General features: G+C 64.0%; 11 protein-coding genes. 5 read left to right on the top strand and 6 right to left on the bottom strand.

What is annotated here, in order from left to right:
* Positions 1–88: 88 nt before the first annotated feature.
* The 4 genes from N5D53_RS26410 to mnxG are packed head-to-tail and all read right to left on the bottom strand — an operon-like array spanning position 89 to position 9,242.
* A complete protein-coding gene (locus N5D53_RS26410) occupies positions 89–754 on the bottom strand; it encodes an SCO family protein (protein WP_190869178.1) in 666 nt (221 codons plus the stop codon).
* Complete coding sequence (locus N5D53_RS26415; RefSeq protein ID WP_104961528.1) at positions 751–1,407, bottom strand: SCO family protein; 657 nt, start codon at positions 1,405–1,407, stop codon at positions 751–753. Before N5D53_RS26415 ends, N5D53_RS26410 begins: the two co-directional genes overlap by 4 nt.
* Positions 1,404–3,380: a cytochrome D1 domain-containing protein gene (locus N5D53_RS26420; RefSeq protein WP_266025043.1), complete on the bottom strand. Its 1,977-nt coding sequence runs from the start codon at positions 3,378–3,380 to the stop codon at positions 1,404–1,406. The genes N5D53_RS26415 and N5D53_RS26420 overlap by 4 nt, the downstream gene beginning before the upstream one ends.
* 18 nt (positions 3,381–3,398) lie before the next feature.
* Positions 3,399–9,242, bottom strand: coding sequence for a manganese-oxidizing multicopper oxidase MnxG (gene mnxG / locus N5D53_RS26425; protein ID WP_266025044.1), 5,844 nt, complete (start codon positions 9,240–9,242; stop codon positions 3,399–3,401).
* Positions 9,243–9,570: 328 nt separating this feature from the next.
* Here mnxG and N5D53_RS26430 point away from each other — a divergent pair, with 328 nt between their 5' ends.
* Both N5D53_RS26430 and N5D53_RS26435 read left to right on the top strand, forming a co-directional pair.
* Complete coding sequence (locus N5D53_RS26430) at positions 9,571–10,644, top strand: enoyl-CoA hydratase/isomerase family protein (RefSeq protein ID WP_190869177.1); 1,074 nt, start codon at positions 9,571–9,573, stop codon at positions 10,642–10,644.
* A 16-nt stretch (positions 10,645–10,660) separates the two neighbouring features.
* The gene (locus N5D53_RS26435; RefSeq protein WP_014590771.1) at positions 10,661–11,812 is read left to right on the top strand and encodes an acyl-CoA dehydrogenase family protein; all 1,152 of its coding nucleotides are present in this window, start codon (positions 10,661–10,663) and stop codon (positions 11,810–11,812) included.
* 116 nt (positions 11,813–11,928) lie between these two features.
* Here N5D53_RS26435 and N5D53_RS26440 read toward each other — a convergent pair whose 3' ends face one another.
* The gene (locus N5D53_RS26440; RefSeq protein WP_266025045.1) at positions 11,929–12,861 is read right to left on the bottom strand and encodes a LysR family transcriptional regulator; all 933 of its coding nucleotides are present in this window, start codon (positions 12,859–12,861) and stop codon (positions 11,929–11,931) included.
* A 119-nt stretch (positions 12,862–12,980) separates the two neighbouring features.
* Here N5D53_RS26440 and N5D53_RS26445 point away from each other — a divergent pair, with 119 nt between their 5' ends.
* Complete coding sequence (locus tag N5D53_RS26445) at positions 12,981–13,241, top strand: DUF2790 domain-containing protein (protein WP_104961524.1); 261 nt, start codon at positions 12,981–12,983, stop codon at positions 13,239–13,241.
* A 1-nt stretch (position 13,242) separates the two neighbouring features.
* On the opposite strand, the gene N5D53_RS26450 is transcribed toward N5D53_RS26445, so the two are convergent.
* Positions 13,243–13,935 (bottom strand): tRNA (adenine(22)-N(1))-methyltransferase TrmK, encoded by a 693-nt coding sequence (locus N5D53_RS26450; RefSeq protein WP_121161596.1) that lies wholly within the window; start codon positions 13,933–13,935, stop codon positions 13,243–13,245.
* Between the two features lie 136 nt (positions 13,936–14,071).
* On the opposite strand from N5D53_RS26450, the gene N5D53_RS26455 reads away from it, so the two are divergent.
* Both N5D53_RS26455 and N5D53_RS26460 read left to right on the top strand, forming a co-directional pair.
* Positions 14,072–14,452: a RidA family protein gene (locus tag N5D53_RS26455; protein ID WP_004577524.1), complete on the top strand. Its 381-nt coding sequence runs from the start codon at positions 14,072–14,074 to the stop codon at positions 14,450–14,452.
* Between the two features lie 214 nt (positions 14,453–14,666).
* Complete coding sequence (locus tag N5D53_RS26460) at positions 14,667–16,667, top strand: U32 family peptidase (protein ID WP_004577525.1); 2,001 nt, start codon at positions 14,667–14,669, stop codon at positions 16,665–16,667.
* Positions 16,668–16,936 lie beyond the last annotated feature (269 nt).

The raw sequence follows: 16,936 nt of genomic DNA on the forward strand, positions 1-16,936 counted from the left end.
GAAGCGCTGCGCGCTCCTTTCGCGACGCAAGGCCGCTCCCACAAAAGCGGATGCCACAGAGGCCAACTCCCCAGGCGGCCCATGATACTCACCGACCTGCCAGCGGCTGGGTCAACAGCTGCATGCGCTGGGCAATGGCCGCTGGCGGTGCATCCGGGCGAATCTTGCTCCAGCGTTTACCTGCAACATCACCGGCAATCAGCTGCGTCGAATGCTGCTCGGGACTCGGCAGGAACTGCCCTATACGGCCAAGCACCAGGTCGACATTGGCCTTGTCGCCGGTCAGGAACAGCCAGTTCGGCCCATCCACCCCCTGCTTGGCGGCGAACGCCTTCAGCGCCTCGGGGGTGTCGTTCAGCGGGTCACTGCTGATCGACACGAAGGTCACCTGGGCGGCCAGCGCTGGCCCCATGGCCTCGCGTACCTCGCGTAGCTTGCGGGTGATCAGCGGGCAGGCATCGGTGCAGTGGGTGAAGATCACGTTGAGCATCACCACCTTGTCCTTGAGCACGTCACTGTAAAAGCGCAGCTCGCGGCCATTCTGGTCCTTCAGCACGGTGTCGGTGAACCAGGCCTTGGCGTCGCGGGTACCGCCACCACTGGCCATCGCCTGCGGTGCCGGCTGCGGCTCGGGGGCTTGCGGCGCATGGCCTTCGTGGGCGAACGCCACCGACGTGAGGATCCACAGGCAGCCAGCCAGCACCAGCCAGTCGAATGCACGCATGCCAGCGCGGTGGGCGGTTGCAGTGCTCATGGTTGCACCTCGTGATGGTCGGCAATGGCAGTACTCTTGGCATGGACCCGGCGCGCACTGAGGCGGTTGATTTCTTCGATCAATACGCCCGGGTCGGTGAAGCCGTAGTAACGCGTCCAGTGCCCGCTACGCCCGTCACCCACCAGTATCAGCGGCGGGTGCTGGCTGAGGTCGGCGTTGAAGCTGCCCAGCCCCTTCAGGGTTTCGGTGATGGCGTACGGGGTACCGGTCAGCCAGCTCCAGCCCGGCCCTTTCTGGAATGCCTTGGCATAGTTTTGCAGGCGCTTGGCGTCGTCACGCTGGGGGTCGACACTGATCGACACCAGGCGAACCTCCTCGCCTACCCGGCCGCCCAGCTGCTGCTGGACCTTGCCCATGATCGACGACACCACCGGGCATACCGTGGTGCAGCTGGTGTAAATGAAGCCCATGACCACCAGATGGTCACCCACCAGGTCTTTCTCCAGGCGTACCGGCATGCCGTCCTGGTTCAGCAGCGACACATCGGCAAAACGCACACTGGTCTTTTCCTGGTGCGCCGCCGGCGGCTGCCCGGCATGGCCGTCATGGTCGTGACCGGCGTGGGCCATGGCCAGGTGGCTGGCGAATGCCAGGCTCAGGGCCAACAGTGTGCAAGCAGGCTTGGCGTTCATCGCACATTCCTCACATCAGTCTGGGAAGCGTTGGTTGCAGCAGCCGGCAGAACGCGCAGGCTGGTGTAGTTTTCTTCGGCAAACTTGCGCCCCAACGAGGGCGACTGCACATGCAGGTACCAGGCGCCGGCCTCAGGCAAGTTCAGCGCCGCCTGGTAGACCCCCTCGCCCACCTCTTGCAACCGAAGGTTGCGCGGCATCGACGATGGCGCCAGGAAGTAGCGCAGGCTCAAGTCGTTCAGGCCCAGACGCGGCTGCCCGTCGTCACCGACAATCCGTACCCGCGCGGTGAAGTCGCTGTGCTGCGGCAGCGGCTGGTCGAGGCCGATGAACTCGGCACGCGCGCCTTTGGGTTTGCTGGCGTTGGCCCCTGCGGCCACCTCGGTGCTGAAGCAATGAATGATTTGCGGCTGGTTGAGCAGGAAGGCCACATCGAACTTGCCGGCGATGGGCAGCTTCACCGTCGAGCCATACACGCCGGGAGCCACTTCCCGCAGGCTGCGGTCAACGACGAGGGCGGCGCGGGCCTGGTGGCCGCGGTTGTTGTAGCCGGACATCGGCGCATTCATGCCTTCGGTGTAGAAGTAGGTGTTGTTGTCCACCGGGTTGACCACGAACACCGAATTGTCATCACGCGATACCGACAGCCCTTGGGCCAGTGGCAGGTCACCGGCCTGGCGCGGCGCTGCCGGGCCGGCCTCGAAGCTTTGCACGATTGGCGAGCGCCCCTCTCCCAGGCTGGCCAGATTGATCATGCTCACTCTCGGTGAGGCCAGGCCCCGCACGTAGGCATAGCCTTTGGTGAACGTCAGCTGGTACGGTTCGGCCGCTACCGGAACGTGGTGGATCAGCTTGTCGGTACTGGCGTCTATGACCAGGGCCTGGTTCTCCAAAGTATTGAGCACGATGCCGTAGCGGCCATCCTGACTGAAGCGCATCGGCCCCAGGCCCTGCTCGGCCTGGACCGTGTGGCGCAACTGATGGCTGCGGGCATCGAACACCCGTACGCTGCCCTCCTCGCCATCGACCACGTACACGGCCTGGGACAGCGCCGAATAGCTGACCGACAGCGGGTGCGGGCCCACCTTGATGGTCTTGGCCAGGCGCATTTCCGGGATGTCGATGACGCTTAGGGTGCCGCTGTCGCGATTGCTGACGTAGGCATAGCGCGAGTCGGCGCTGAAGGCAATTTCGTGGTGCCCGGTACCGGTGTTGAAGTGCTTCATGGCGCTGCGCCCCGGCACGTCGATCACTGTTACCCCGCCTTTGCCCGGGTCGCTGCTGTTGTTGCCAACCCACAGCCGATGCTGGTCCGGCTGCAGGGCCACGCGCAGGGGCTGGTCACCGGCGTCCAGGTCGGCCACGCGGGTAAAGGTTTCGGTATCGATCACCGAGACCTTGCCCCGCTCGGGTATCGACACGAAAACCTGCTTGTCGTCGCTGGTGGCCGCCCAGTCCATGGGCCGCCCTGGCAGCTCGATGCGGGCCATGGTGCTGGTCACGCCCCCCACCGACACCGTCGGGTCGATCACTGTCAGGCTGGCGTCATTGTTCAGCATCAGCAAGAAGTAGCTGTTCAGGTCGAGCAGCGGCCGGGCCCCGATGCTGCTCTTGAGAAACAGCGCCACCCGCGCCTTGCAGCTCTGCTCGCGGTCCCCTGCCGGGGCCGACTGTGCCGGGTCGATCCACGCCCCCGGGGCCATGCCCGACAGCGGTTGGCCACTGGTCTGGTCGCTGAGCTTGAAGCGGATGTTGGCGAAGCCGCCCTCCTTCAGCTCGCCGCCGGCCAATGGCCGGGCCTCGAACTCCACGGTCACGCCGTCCCGGCTGAGCCGGTGCAAGGCCTGCGGGCCACCCCGTTCCTGCAACAGCTCGCGCGGGTCGCACCATAGCTTTTCGTACGCCACGCCCAGGCCGATCAGCGCTACCCCCAGCACTACCCCCAAGTAAGCAGGGCGAGTCTTTTTATTCATGCTCGCGTTCCCCTTCCGTCACTGCGCCGGGGCCGTTGCCGGCGGCGCTTCGTTGGTCACCCGCAAGATCCCCCACAGCCCCGAGAGGTTGCCGTAGGCAGCGTAGTCGCGGAACAGGTAGTCACCCGCCACCGCGTTTGCACCGCCGGCACTCGGCAGCATGAAGCTGAAGTGCGCCGCTGGCAGTACGCTTTCCTGCGCGCCGATGTACATGGCCATCGGGTTGTAGCCAAAGCGCACCGAACCGATACCAGGCAGGCTAATCGGGTAACCATCCGCATCGCTCTTCTCGGCCTGGTAGTTGTGCAGTGGCCATACGTGCCCGTCCAGCTGGTAGACCATGCCGCGGCTGCCACCACTGGGCATCACGATATGGTTGCGCACCGGTTGGCCAGGCTTGGCGTACAGCACCGGGGTTTGCGGGTCGCCACCGACCAGGGCGTTGGCGTAGGCCATGTGGGCGTTGGGTACATCACCAAAGCCCAGGCCATTGGCGCGGCCGAATGGCGAGTCGGGCGCCATGCCGAAGCGCAGCCACAACGGTTCGGTCTTGTAGTTGACCGCCATGTTGCCGTTGTCTTGCGGATCACCGGCAGCGCCGTTGCCTTCGGTATTGATGCCTTCTACCGGACGACCATCGGCCCAGCGCATGTTCAGTGCGCGCTGCCACACCGTGACGAAGTCGCGGTAGTCCGGCTGGCCACTGACCTTCACCGTGGCCTGGGTACGGGTCGCAGTATCCTCGGTCCAGGTGGCGGTTTGCGGCAGGATGCTCATGGCGCCCACCAGGCCTTTTTGCGGCTGCTTGATGAAGTCTGACGGGGTCAGGTTGAGGCCGCCGAACTCGATAGGCGTGGTGTTTATGTTGTCCACTGTGCGGCCCAGCTGCGACACCGGTTTGCCTTCACGCTCCAGGTGGCCGGCGTAGTACTGGTACTCCTTGGTCGGGTAAGCGCCGCTGGTGCCGGCACGTGGTGGCACGGTCTGCACCGGGTTCAGGCCAACGTTGGCACCGTCTGACTTGGTGATGTCGTAGGCCAGCAGTTGCGCATGCAGGCCCACGTGGCTGGACGGCCGCATCAGGTTGTTGGCAAAGGCGGTGGAGCCTTCGCTGTCGAAGCGGTCACGCTTGACCACGTTGTGCATCACTGCAGTGCTCGGCAGGTCTGGCATCACCAGTGGCAAGCGGTTCTCCAGGGTGATGCTGATGCAGTCGCCGGCATTGGCGCGCAATACCAGCGGCTCTACCGGGACACCCGCCTTGAGCTTGCCGGTGGTGGCATCGAGGTCAGCCTTGCGCACGTACAGGATCGCGGTCGGGTCATGCAGCGGCGCACTGTGGCCACCGATGGTGAAAGGCTCCCCATCTTCGGGGTCTACACCACTCACCAGCGGGATGGCGGTTCTACGGCTGTTGAACACCAGGGTGCCGCCGTTGGCCTTGAGCGCGCCACCGACATGCTGGCCGATGCCCGCCGGGTCATTGATGCTGACGCCATTACGGTTTTCGAGGATGTCGTTGGCCAGCGCCGCGACGATCTCGTAGTTGCGCTTGACCGTGGTGCGGGTGCCGATGCCATTAGGGTTGGCCGTGGTTTTCGGGCAGATGCCGTTGAAGTTCACGGTGTTGCGCATGGCCACCGGCTGCGGGTTGTTGGGCAACGGGAACAGGTCGGCACGCTGCGCGGTGTAGTTGCGCATGATGCCCCAGATACCGTTCCAGTAGCCTTCCAGGGCGGCGTCCAGCGAGTACAGGTAGTCGCCGTTGGTGGCTGCCGAACTGGAGATCATCGACACCGGTGCCATGAAGCCCAGCTGCTCGGAGATGCCGATCATTTGCGACGACTTCCAGCCCGAGTTGGAGCTGCTGCCGAAGCCAGAACCGTTCTGCAGCCATTTCACGCCGTGCAGGGTGACGTTGTGCTCCTCTTCATGGCCGCCGGCGTGCATGCGCAGGCGCACGTTGTCGCCGGAATAGGTACGCAGCAACGGGGTGAACGGGTCGCCCGGTTCGGCGCCAGCCGTGTTGATATGCGGCGGGAACAGCGTAGTGCCGCCGGTAGGGCCGACTGCCGAGGTGATCGCCGATGGCGACAGGTTCATCGCCGGGATGGCGCGGTCGGTACGGGTTTGCAGGGCATAGCTGAGGTCGCCGGCCAGGCCGTCGGCCTGCATGCCACGCTTGCCGTCCGGGCCGACCTTGTTCGGGTCATACACGCGCAGGGCCAGCGGCTCGTTGCGGTAGTTGACGACGAACATCCCCGGGTCATCCACCGAGATCGCCTGCGGGCATGGCCGGCTTGGGCAGCCCGGGTTGAGACCACCGCGTTTCTCGACGATGGCTTCGAGCAGGTTCGACGCCTTGCCGCGCACGGGCGGGTTGATGGCGTAGCGGAAGCTGTCGGCAGTGGCCGGGTACGACTGGGCATTGGGAATGCCGTCCGGCCCTGCGCCTACGTACACCCCGGCTTCATAGGCATGCTGGAAGTCACTGTACTCCAGGAAGAACTCGCGGTAGCTGTCGTTCTTGCCGTCGCCATCGTGGTCGCCGGTCTTGATCACCGCCTGCCACGAGGTCGGGCCGCCGTCCTGGCGGGTGGCCGGGTTGTACAACTGCTCGCCGGTTTCGGCGTGGTACCAGGTGGAGCCGGCCGGTTCGGCCAGCACGGTGGCATACAGGCCCAGTTGCTGGTGGGTCGATGGCCCAAGGTGGTCATGGGTGAAGATGGTCCCCAGGCCACGATCGACGTTATGCACATTCACCAGCGGGTCGGCGAACCAGCGCTGCATCGCGGTACGTGCGCCCAGCCAGTCGGCGCGGCCAAAGCGGCCGAAGTACGGATGCTGTCTGGCTTTCGGGCAGGCAGCGGTGCCATCGCGGCTATCCCCTTCGGTGCAACCGTTGTAAGTACGAATGGCATGCACGCGCTCGACCACGCTACCGGGCGAGAGAATGCCGTCTTCATAGTTCCAGCCGTTGGCCGAGCCGTCGGCAGCGGTCAGGTCCCATTTGGGCAAGTGGATGTGCTGGCCGATCACGTCGGTCGGGGTGCGCACCTGGTAATCGTCCATCTCATAGATGTTCGGGATCAGGTTGGTGTGCTGGTACATCGCGCAGTCGAAGGTGTTCATGCGCATCACCAGCGGCTCTGGCGGGCGCTGCTTGGTAATGACCGGCCAGGCGTCTTCCCACAGGGCGATGATGCGTGCCTGCGGGAAGTGGTAGCCCACTTTGTTGTACACCGCGTCGAACTGGATGTTGGCCCCTTTGTAGATGCGTGGGCGGTCGGCAGTGAAGGCCGAGGCGCCACGGAAGTTCACGCCCGTCAGGCTCTCCCCACTGTTGAACTCCCCTACCCCGGAAGACTGGGTCAGGCGTTTTCCACGGTCATCCATGCAGGGCTCGTAGAACGGCGCACCCGCAGTCGGCAAGGCGCCGTTGGTGCGGAACGCACTGGCCACTGGCTGGCTGCCGGGGATCAATGCATAGCTGGGGTGTTCACCCATGGCGTGGAACTGCATGGCTGCCTGCTCGACATCGGTGCCCTCTTCCGGCAGGTAGATGGGCTTGGCCTTGTGCACGACCTTGGTGAAGTCCAGTTTGGTGGTGGTGGTATCCGCTACGCCACCGGCGGAGACGCCGTCCAGTGCATGGCGGCCAAGGCCGCCGTCCCAGCCATCGACCTGGTTCGCATCCAGGTTGGCCCACAGGGCTTTACCACTGTCTTTCAGTTGGCGGGCCAGGGCCGGGTCGAGCATGTCCAGGGGCGGGGTTGGCGGGCGGTTGCCCACGCTGCTTTCCATGCCACCGATCCAGAACGGGTAGCCTGGGTTTTTCAGCGTACCGTCGGCATTGCGGTTGGCCTCGGTGCGGTCGATCAGCGCCAGCGAGCCCACGGCCTTGCGCACGGGCGCCTCACTGGCGTGGTCGTCATCATCCTCGTCTTCGTGGTCATCATCGTTGGCGGCAACCAACGCTTCGGAAAGCTTGGGCACGACCACGACTTTGCCGGGCATGGGCGCCATGGCCTTGCCGGGCAACGGCACGATGGCCGGAATCGGCGTACCGGCAACGATCTCGCCATCGGGCAGGGCCCGGGCGCCAACGGCCGGCTTACCGCTACGCAGGGCAAACGGGATACTGTGGAAGCCATTCTCGCCCTGCCCGCTTACCTCCAGACGCGTGCCTTCTTCGAACACGTCATGTACCCGCCACATGGCCCACATGCCCTGGGCGAAGTGCGGGTAGAAGTGACAGTGGTAAATGGCATCGCCGGCAACGCGGTTGCGGTTGCCCGAACCACCGTTGGCGATTTCGTAGGTGTAGCCGACGCCGGCGCCGATGCCTTGGGCATCGATGTAGTCGGAGTTGTCGTCATTGGGGTTGAACAGCCACTGGTGGCCGTGCAAGTGGAAGATGTGCTGCTCGTGCCCGTTGTGGGTGTTGCGGAACTTGGTGAAGTCACCGATATAGCTGTGGTGCACATTGGCAGGCTCTGAAGGGTAAAGAGCCATGCTGGCCTTGACCCCGACGGCGCTGGCCGGTGGCACCTCGCCCGGGCGGATGTGTTCCAGGCCGACGTTGGCCGGTACATCCACCAGGGTGCCTATGTCGCCGACTGTGTGGGCGCTGAGGAAGAACTCTTCATAAGCACACGACAGGCAGTCGTGCATCGGGCCCACCCCCAAGCGGTTGGCCACCACTTCGGCACCCATGCCACCAGAGCCGTAATTGATCATGAACGAATCGCGCGCCGGCTCCAGCACGTGGCCCATCACCGGGTCGGCCCAGTAGCCAGGGAAGGCCTGGGTACCGGCAACCTCGTCGGCGAACTGCGAGGCGAAATCACGGAACGCTTCCAGTCGGTTGGGCAGCGCCGGGTTGCGTTTGCCCGCGCTTTCCAGCGGGTAAGTGGATTTTGGGAAGCTGCCGTCGGGGTTGGGGCCCATGACGATGGCATCGGTTTCGCTGCTGATGATCTCGTTGCCGTTGACCATGGCAATGATCGGTTTGCCGGCCTTGCCTTCGGCGATCCACGGTTCGACCTGCGGATAACGGGCTTCGTAGTCGATCACGGGCTGGCCGGTGGCGGTTCGACCCGTGGTGGCCAGGCGCATTTCTTCTTCAGTGAGGGTGTTGCGGTAGGTACGGCCCAGTTTGGGCACGACCACCACCTGGCCGAACAGGCCGTTGGAGACGTTGCCCGCCGTGCCCTCGCCGCCGAACGTAGCGGCTTTGCTGGTGGCGGCGAAGGCCCCTTCGCGCTCGGCATACAGGGTGTAGCTGCGGGTGCTGCCGGGGCTGACGAAGAAGTTGCCGTTACGCCCGGTATAGGCGGAAATATCGGCAATGCTGTTCACCGCCTGCATCCCGTTGACCTGGAAGCCGACCATGCGCTCGGCCACCTGCTCGTCGGCGACAAAGCCCTCGCCGCCTTCGTTTTCAACCTCCGGCCCCTCTTCCTCACCCTCAGGCTGTTCAGCCTCGATACCGTGCTTGTTGGGGTTCGCCTTGTAATCCAGCAGGTTGGTCAGGTTGACCGTGAGGCAGTCACCGGCCGCCACGCGCAGCACGATAGGCCGCGGGCGCTTGTCCGGGCGCAGGGTGACCTTGCCCGGAACCGCGGCCCCGCCCATGCTCAGCGGGACGAGCTTGTCGTCCACCACATCCTCGCGCAGGGCAAACATCATGCCGTTGGCGTTTTGCGCGCCAAGGCGGTTGAACATCAGTGGCTGATCCAGTGCCACCACGTTGGCGACCAGGGTGCGCTGGCACTGCACAGCCGCCTCGCTGGTTGCTTCCCAGCCAAGCAAGGCCAGTACAAGTGATGACAGGATGGGGCCTTTCAGCGGCGTCGACATGCTGCACCTCCGGGACACAGGATCTCTGCGGGGAGCTGGAGCAAGGTGTGTGCCAGAAGAAAAATTTCATGTTTATCAGCAAGTTGCACGATCAACCGCAACGGATTGGGGAGGATCCCCCAGCAGGTTCCCCCGAATCGGGGGACGAAATCCCGTGGGGGTAAAGGCTACTGCACAGGCGCGCGCTGGCCTCACACAAGGTAAAAACGCACGGTACCCTTGCACAATTGTCGATTGTGCAAGGCAAATTCGCATGCCAGGATCCTGCGATCCTCCAGCGAACTCCAGACTTCACTTGGAAAATCAATAACAAAGCAGGGAGAACGCAATGACTGCACACGCTCATACCCCGGCAGCAACCGACCATGTACTGGCCGAGGTCCGCAACCAGATCGGCCACCTGACCCTGAACCGCCCAGCCGGTCTCAATGCCCTGACCCTGGACATGGTGCACAGCCTGCGTCAGCACCTGGACCAGTGGGCCGACAACCCGCACGTACGCGCCGTGGTCCTGCGCGGCGAAGGCCCCAAGGGGTTCTGTGCTGGTGGCGATATCCGCTCGCTGTACGACAGCTTCAAGGCCGGCGACACGCTGCATGAAACCTTTTTCGTCGAAGAGTACGCCCTCGACCTGGTCATCCACCGCTACCGCAAGCCAATACTGGTGGTGATGGACGGCTTCACCCTCGGTGGCGGCATGGGCCTTGCCCAGGGCTGCGACCTGCGCGTGGTCACCGAGCGCAGCCGGCTGGGCATGCCCGAGGTCGGCATCGGCTACTTCCCGGACGTGGGCGGCAGCTACTTCCTCTCGCGCATCCCCGGCGAGCTCGGCATCTACCTGGGTGTCAGCGGTGCCCAGATCCAGGCGGCCGACGCCTTGTATTGCGGCCTGGCCGACTGGTACCTGGCCAGCGACCAGCTCGCCGCCCTCGACCAGGGCCTCGACCAGCTCGACTTCAGCGACCACCCGCTGAAGGACCTGCAAAACCTGCTAGCTAGGCTCGGTACCCAGGTACTGGATGATGCGCCACTGGAAAAGTTGCGCCCGGCCATCGACCACTTCTTCGCCCTGCCCGACCTGCCAGCCATCGTCGAGCAACTGCGTGCGGTGAGCATTGGCGACAGCCACGCCTGGGCGGTGGCCACCGCCGATCAGCTGGAAACCCGCTCGCCTCTGGCCATGGCGGTTACGCTGGAGATGTTGCGCCGAGGGCGCGAGCTGGGCATTGACGACTGCTTTGCCATGGAACTGCACCTGGACCGCCAGTGGTTCCAGCACGGCGACATCATCGAAGGCGTGCGTGCCCTGATCATCGACAAGGACAAGCAGCCCCGCTGGAACCCGCCGACCCTGGCCGCGCTGCAAAGCCAGCGGGTCGAACAATTCTTCGAAGGCCTGTGAGCCCGGGAGTACACAGATGCAAGACCTCGAACTGAGCGAAGAACAGATCATGATCCGCGACATGGCCCGGGACTTTGCCCGTGGCGAGATCGCACCCCATGCCCAGGCCTGGGAAAAGGCCGGCTGGATCGATGATGGCGTGGTGCGCAAGATGGGCGAACTGGGCCTGTTGGGCATGGTGGTGCCCGAAGACTTCGGCGGCAGCTACACCGACTATGTCGCCTACGCCCTGGCAGTAGAAGAGATCGCCGCCGGCTGCGGCGCCACCGGGGCGATGATGAGCATCCACAACTCGGTAGGTTGCGGCCCGCTGCTGGCCTACGGCACCGCCGAACAGCAACAGCAGTGGCTGCCACGCCTGGCCAGTGGCGAGGTGATTGGCTGCTTCTGCCTGACCGAGCCACAGGCCGGCTCCGAGGCGCACAACCTGCGCACCCGCGCCGAGTTGGTGGATGGCCAGTGGGTCATCAACGGTGCCAAGCAGTTCGTCAGCAATGCCCGCCGTGCAGGCCTGGCGATCGTCTTCGCAGTGACCGACCCGGAGCTGGGCAAGAAAGGCCTGTCGGCGTTCCTGGTACCCACCGACAACCCTGGGTTCAAGGTCGACCGCAGCGAACACAAGATGGGCATTCGCGCCTCCGACACCTGCGCGGTCACCTTCGACAACTGCCGCATTCCTGCCGCCAATATCCTCGGTGAGCGTGGCAAGGGCCTGGCCATTGCCCTGTCCAACCTCGAAGGCGGCCGTATCGGCATTGCCGCCCAGGCCTTGGGCATCGCCCGCGCCGCATTCGAAGCGGCGCTGGTCTACTCGCGTGACCGCATACAGTTTGGCAAGCCGATCAACGAACACCAGAGCATTGCCAATCTGCTGGCCGACATGCAGGTGCAGGTGAACGCCGCACGTTTGCTGATCCTGCATGCCGCCCGCCTGCGCAGTGCCGGCAAGCCGTGCCTGTCGGAAGCGTCACAGGCCAAGCTGTTCGCTTCGGAAATGGCCGAGCGGGTGTGCTCGATGGCAATCCAGGTGCATGGTGGGTACGGTTATCTGGAAGATTACCCGGTGGAGCGCTATTACCGAGATGCGCGGATTACCCAGATCTATGAAGGGTCGAGCGAGATCCAGCGGATGCTGATTGCGCGGGAATTGAAAAACTATCCGCTGTAACGCAAAGGCAACGCGGTTCTTGGGGGAGCGGGCGACGCTGTGGCTGGCACCGGCTTTGCCGGTGTTCGCGGGCGCGCCCGCTCCCACAGGAATGTCACCGCAGCAAACTTCTCGCCTCAGCGCCAATACCGCTCATCATCCACCACCCTGGCATGCCCCTCGAACAGCGCAGGCAGCTGCTCCTTGAGGTAGTCGATCCAGGTGCGCACCTTGGCATCCAGGTAGTGGCGTGACGGATACATCGCATACAGCGCACTCTCCCGCAGCCGATACGGTGCCAACAACCGGCACAAGCGCCCCTGCCCGATCGCCTCGCTGGCGGTGTAGAACGGCAGCAGGCCAATGCCCATGCCCAGCTCGCTGGCCACCAACATGGCGTCGGCGACGTTGGTAGAGAAACTGTCGTTTGGCGCGATCACGCACTGGTCAACCCCTTGCGGGAACACCCAGTCGCCTTCGTACATCGGGTAAGCCATGCGCAGGCAGCGATGGCCGTGCAAGTCTTCCGGGCGCTCCGGTACACCGTGGGTGTCCAGGTAGCCGGGGGCCGCGCAGGGGATACTGAAAATGTTGCCCAGCGGCACAGCGATCAGTTGCGAATCCGGCAGCGCACCGTCCACGGTGATCACCACGTCATGCCCTTCGGCCAGCGGGTCGGGGTTGCGCTGCGACAGCGTCAGCTCGATCACCACTTCCGGGTAAAGCATGTTGTAGCCGGCCACCAGCGGCATCAGCAACAGCCCCATGCCGTGCGGGCAGTGCAAACGCAGATGGCCGCGAGGCGTAAGGTGCGCCCCTCGCGCTTCGCCCACGGCTTCTTCGGTCAGCAGCATGATCTGCCGCGCACGCTCCAAAAACCGCTCACCCGCCTCACTCATGCGCAGGCGCCGGGTGGTGCGGTGCAGCAGGCGGGTCTGCAGCTGGTTCTCCAGCTCGGCGACGATGCGCGAAACCTGCGCTGCAGAAATATCCAGAGCATTGGCAGCTGCAGCGAAGCTGCCACATTCCACCACACGGGTGAAGGTACGCATGGCATGCAGCATGTCCATGAAGGGGTGCTCCTTGTTTTATTCCTGCATTAAAGGCAGGAATCTATCACGGTTTAGCCCATTTATTGTGGATGACCAATGAATAGATCATTAGCCATCCATTAAAAAAGGAGCCTGTCATGAAACGCTCGATCGCCGTCCTTGCCATTACCGCTGCCTTCGCCTCGTTCGGTGCTTTTGCCGATGCAGGCGAAAACCAGCCCGTCAGCAGCACCTATGAATACGGCATGCCGCTGGACGTGGCCAAGGTCATCTCCATCACGCCGGCCAGCAACGCCGCTGACTGCCAGGTTGGCACCGCGCACATGGTGTACGTCGACCATCAGGGCCAGAAGCGCGAAATCGACTACCGGGAAATGGGCAACTGCTCGCAGCAGTGAGTCAGGCCAGCACCTGGGTGATCCAGCCCACCTGCTGATTGAAATCGTCGATCTTCGCCTGAGGCACCGCATCGCGGGCCCGCTGGAAATTGGCCAGGGTCTGCTGCTTCTGCCGCAGCATGCGCCGCCACTTCACCACAAACGCCTCGCTTTTTTCCTGCATCAACACGGGGCCGAAGTACAGCTGTTCAGCGCTATACACCCCCCTGCCCGGCTCAGCGACGATAATCTCGTAATCGAAGCGGTTTTCCCGCAGCAGTTCCTCGCTGACGATCTGGTAGCCATTGCCCGCCAGCCACTGGCGCAGCTCGCGCTCACCGCCATTGGGCTGCAGTACCAGGCGCGTGACGCCGCCAAGGCGCTGCTTGCCGGCCTCGAGGATCTCGCACATGGTGTCGCCGCCCATCCCGCAGATGCTCACCACCGAGATACGGTCTTGCGGCTCGACCGCTGCCAGCCCATCGGCCAGGCGCACGGTTACCTGCTCTTGCAGGCCGTTTCTGCGCACATTGCGCTGGGCCGAGGCGAATGGCGTCTGTGCCACTTCACCCGCTACAGCGGCCTCGAGTACGCCACGCAGCATCAAGGCCACCGGCAGGTAGCCGTGGTCCGAGCCAATGTCGGCCAGGCGCGCCCCCTGCGGTACATGGGCGGCCACGCGCTCCAGGCGCCTGGACAAAGTCTGTTCGTTCAACGTAAACCTCTGGTTTTGCAATCGCCCGCGATTCTGACGGCGAACGCCGCGCATTTCAAACGCCGAGGCACCCTCGACCGGGCTGGTGCGCTCGCGTAGGCTTGCCGTTTTCCTTCCGTTGCAAGGCAGACACACCATGGCACATGCAGACATCATCTACACCCCGGACCCGGACGCCGAGTCGATTTCCTCGGACGTTGCCGAGTACAACGGCGTGCTGGTCACCACGCAAATCCCGACCCACGCCGACGGCAGCCTGGAGCTGGGCGGCATCGTCGAGCAGAGCGAATGCACCCTGCAGGCGCTGAAAGTGGCCCTGGAAAAGGCCGGTAGCGGTATGGACCGCGTGCTGCACCTGACCATCTACCTGACCGACATGGCCGACCGCGCGGCGTTCAACGAGGTGTACCAGCGCTTCTTCAGCAAGCCCTGGCCGGTGCGTGCGGCGGTGGGTGTGGCTTCGCTGGCCTTTGAAGGCATGCGCGTGGAAGTGACGGCGATGGCTGCCAAGCGCTGAGCTGCGCTTGTGGGGGTGCGCAGCGCCCCCGACATCGTTGACTGACCGCAAGATCGCCGGGGCCGCTCTGCGGCCCTTTCGCGACGCAAGGCCGCTCCCACAGTTGCGCGTGCCCGCAGCCAATCCCGCACCTCTCGGCACCCCAATGATGCCGCCAGCCCGTTTCACCGCTACAATGCCCGCCTAAACCGTGACAGCCCGAAAATATAACGACATGTCCCTTCCAAAGAATCACCTGGAACTGCTCAGCCCTGCCCGTGACGTGGCCATCGCCCGTGAAGCGATCCTGCACGGCGCTGACGCCATCTATATCGGCGGCCCGAGCTTCGGCGCGCGCCATAACGCCTGCAACGAAGTCAGCGATATCGCCGAGCTGGTCGAGTTCGCCCATCGCTACCATGCACGCGTGTTCACCACCATCAACACCATCCTGCACGACAACGAGCTGGAACCGGCGCGCAAGCTGATTCACCAGCTGTACGATGCCGGCGTTGACGCGCTGATTGTGCAGGACCTTGGGGTGATGGAGCTGGACATCCCGCCGATCGAGCTGCATGCCAGCACCCAGACCGACATCCGCACCCTGGAACGGGCCAAGTTCCTCGACCAGGCCGGGTTCTCGCAACTGGTACTGGCGCGGGAGCTGAACCTGCAGCAAATCCGCGCCATCGCCGCCGAAACCGATGCCGCCATCGAGTTCTTCATCCACGGCGCGCTGTGCGTGGCGTTCTCTGGCCAATGCAACATTTCCCATGCGCAGACCGGCCGCAGCGCCAACCGTGGTGATTGCTCGCAAGCCTGCCGCCTGCCCTACACGCTGAAAGATGACCAGGGCCGCGTGGTTGCGTTCGAGAAACACCTGCTGTCGATGAAGGACAACAACCAGACCGCCAACCTGGCTGACCTGGTCGATGCCGGCGTGCGCTCGTTCAAGATCGAGGGCCGCTACAAGGACATGGGCTATGTGAAGAACATCACCGCCCATTACCGCAAAGAGCTCGATGCCATCCTTGAAGACCGCCCTCAGTACGCCCGCGCGTCCAGTGGCCGTACCCAACACTTCTTCCTGCCCGACCCGGATAAAACCTTCCACCGCGGCAGCACCGACTACTTCGTGACCGACCGCAAGGTCGATATCGGCGCCTTCGACTCGCCAACCTTCACCGGCCTGCCGGTGGGCGTAGTGGAAAAGGTCGGCAAGCGTGACATGCAAGTGGTCACCGACGTACCGCTAACCAACGGCGACGGCCTCAATGTGCTGGTCAAGCGCGAAGTGGTGGGCTTCCGCGCCAACATCGCCGAACCGCGTGGCGAGTTCGAAGAAGACGGCCAGAAGCGCTACCGCTATCGCGTCGAGCCCAACGAAATGCCCGAAGGCCTGCACAAGCTGCGGCCCAACCACCCGCTGTCGCGCAACCTCGACCACAACTGGCAACAGGCCCTGCAACGCACCTCCTCCGAACGCCGGGTCGGCGTGGAGTGGCACGCGGTCCTGCGCGAGCAGCGCTTGATGCTTACCCTCAGCAGTGAAGAAGGCGTGAGCGTGCAGGTGGCCCTGGACGGCCCATTCGGCGTAGCCAACAAGCCGCAGCAGGCACTGGAGCAGCTGCACGACCTGCTCGGCCAACTGGGTACCACCCTGTACCACGCCGACCGCATCGAACTGGATGCCCCGCAGGCGTACTTCATTCCCAACTCGCAGCTCAAGGCCCTGCGCCGCGAAGCCATCGAGGCACTGACTGCAGCACGCGTGCAGGCGCATCCGCGTGGCGGGCGCAAGGCCGAGACCACGCCACCGCCGGTGTACCCCGAGTCGCACCTGTCGTTCCTGGCCAACGTATACAACCAGAAGGCCCGCGACTTCTACCACCGCCACGGTGTGCAACTGATCGATGCGGCCTATGAAGCCCATGAAGAACATGGCGAAGTGCCGGTGATGATCACCAAGCACTGCCTGCGCTTCTCCTTCAACCTGTGCCCCAAGCAGGCCAAGGGCGTGACCGGCGTGCGTACCAAGGTGGCACCGATGCAACTGATTCAGGGTGACGAAGTGCTGACCCTGAAGTTCGACTGCAAGCCGTGTGAGATGCATGTGATCGGCAAGATGAAGAGCCACATCATCGACCTGCCGACCCCGGGCAGCGCGGTGGCCCAGGTGGTAGGGCATATCAGCCCGGAAGACTTGCTCAAGACCATCCCGCGCGGACCGCACTGAGTTCGCCTGAAAGGGCCTCTTCGCGGGTAAACCGATGTATGCCCACCCCCGGTGTAGGAGCGGGTTTACCCGCGAATACGGTAGCCGCGACAACGGTGAACGGCGGGTGGACATTGGCCAGCAGGCCCGGCCCTTTCGCGGGTAAACCCGCTCCTACACAGGCCCTGTAGGAGCGGGTTTACCCGCGAATACGGTAGCTGCGACAATGGTGAACGGCGGGTGGAAATTGGCCAGCAGGCCCGGCCCTTTCGCGGGTGAACCCGCTCCTA

This window comes from Pseudomonas sp. GD03862, from assembly GCF_029840855.1.
Classification (GTDB): Bacteria; Pseudomonadota; Gammaproteobacteria; order Pseudomonadales; family Pseudomonadaceae; genus Aquipseudomonas; species Aquipseudomonas alloputida.

What these genes read in the sequence shown, in the direction of transcription:
- N5D53_RS26410 (WP_190869178.1), bottom strand. Translation starts at nt 754, where the DNA reads ATGAGCACTGCAACCGCCCACCGCGCTGGCATGCGTGCATTCGACTGG.
- N5D53_RS26415 (WP_104961528.1), bottom strand. Translation starts at nt 1,407, where the DNA reads ATGAACGCCAAGCCTGCTTGCACACTGTTGGCCCTGAGCCTGGCATTC.
- N5D53_RS26420 (WP_266025043.1), bottom strand. Translation starts at nt 3,380, where the DNA reads ATGAATAAAAAGACTCGCCCTGCTTACTTGGGGGTAGTGCTGGGGGTA.
- mnxG (WP_266025044.1), bottom strand. Translation starts at nt 9,242, where the DNA reads ATGTCGACGCCGCTGAAAGGCCCCATCCTGTCATCACTTGTACTGGCC.
- N5D53_RS26430 (WP_190869177.1), top strand. Translation starts at nt 9,571, where the DNA reads ATGACTGCACACGCTCATACCCCGGCAGCAACCGACCATGTACTGGCC.
- N5D53_RS26435 (WP_014590771.1), top strand. Translation starts at nt 10,661, where the DNA reads ATGCAAGACCTCGAACTGAGCGAAGAACAGATCATGATCCGCGACATG.
- N5D53_RS26440 (WP_266025045.1), bottom strand. Translation starts at nt 12,861, where the DNA reads ATGGACATGCTGCATGCCATGCGTACCTTCACCCGTGTGGTGGAATGT.
- N5D53_RS26445 (WP_104961524.1), top strand. Translation starts at nt 12,981, where the DNA reads ATGAAACGCTCGATCGCCGTCCTTGCCATTACCGCTGCCTTCGCCTCG.
- N5D53_RS26455 (WP_004577524.1), top strand. Translation starts at nt 14,072, where the DNA reads ATGGCACATGCAGACATCATCTACACCCCGGACCCGGACGCCGAGTCG.
- N5D53_RS26460 (WP_004577525.1), top strand. Translation starts at nt 14,667, where the DNA reads ATGTCCCTTCCAAAGAATCACCTGGAACTGCTCAGCCCTGCCCGTGAC.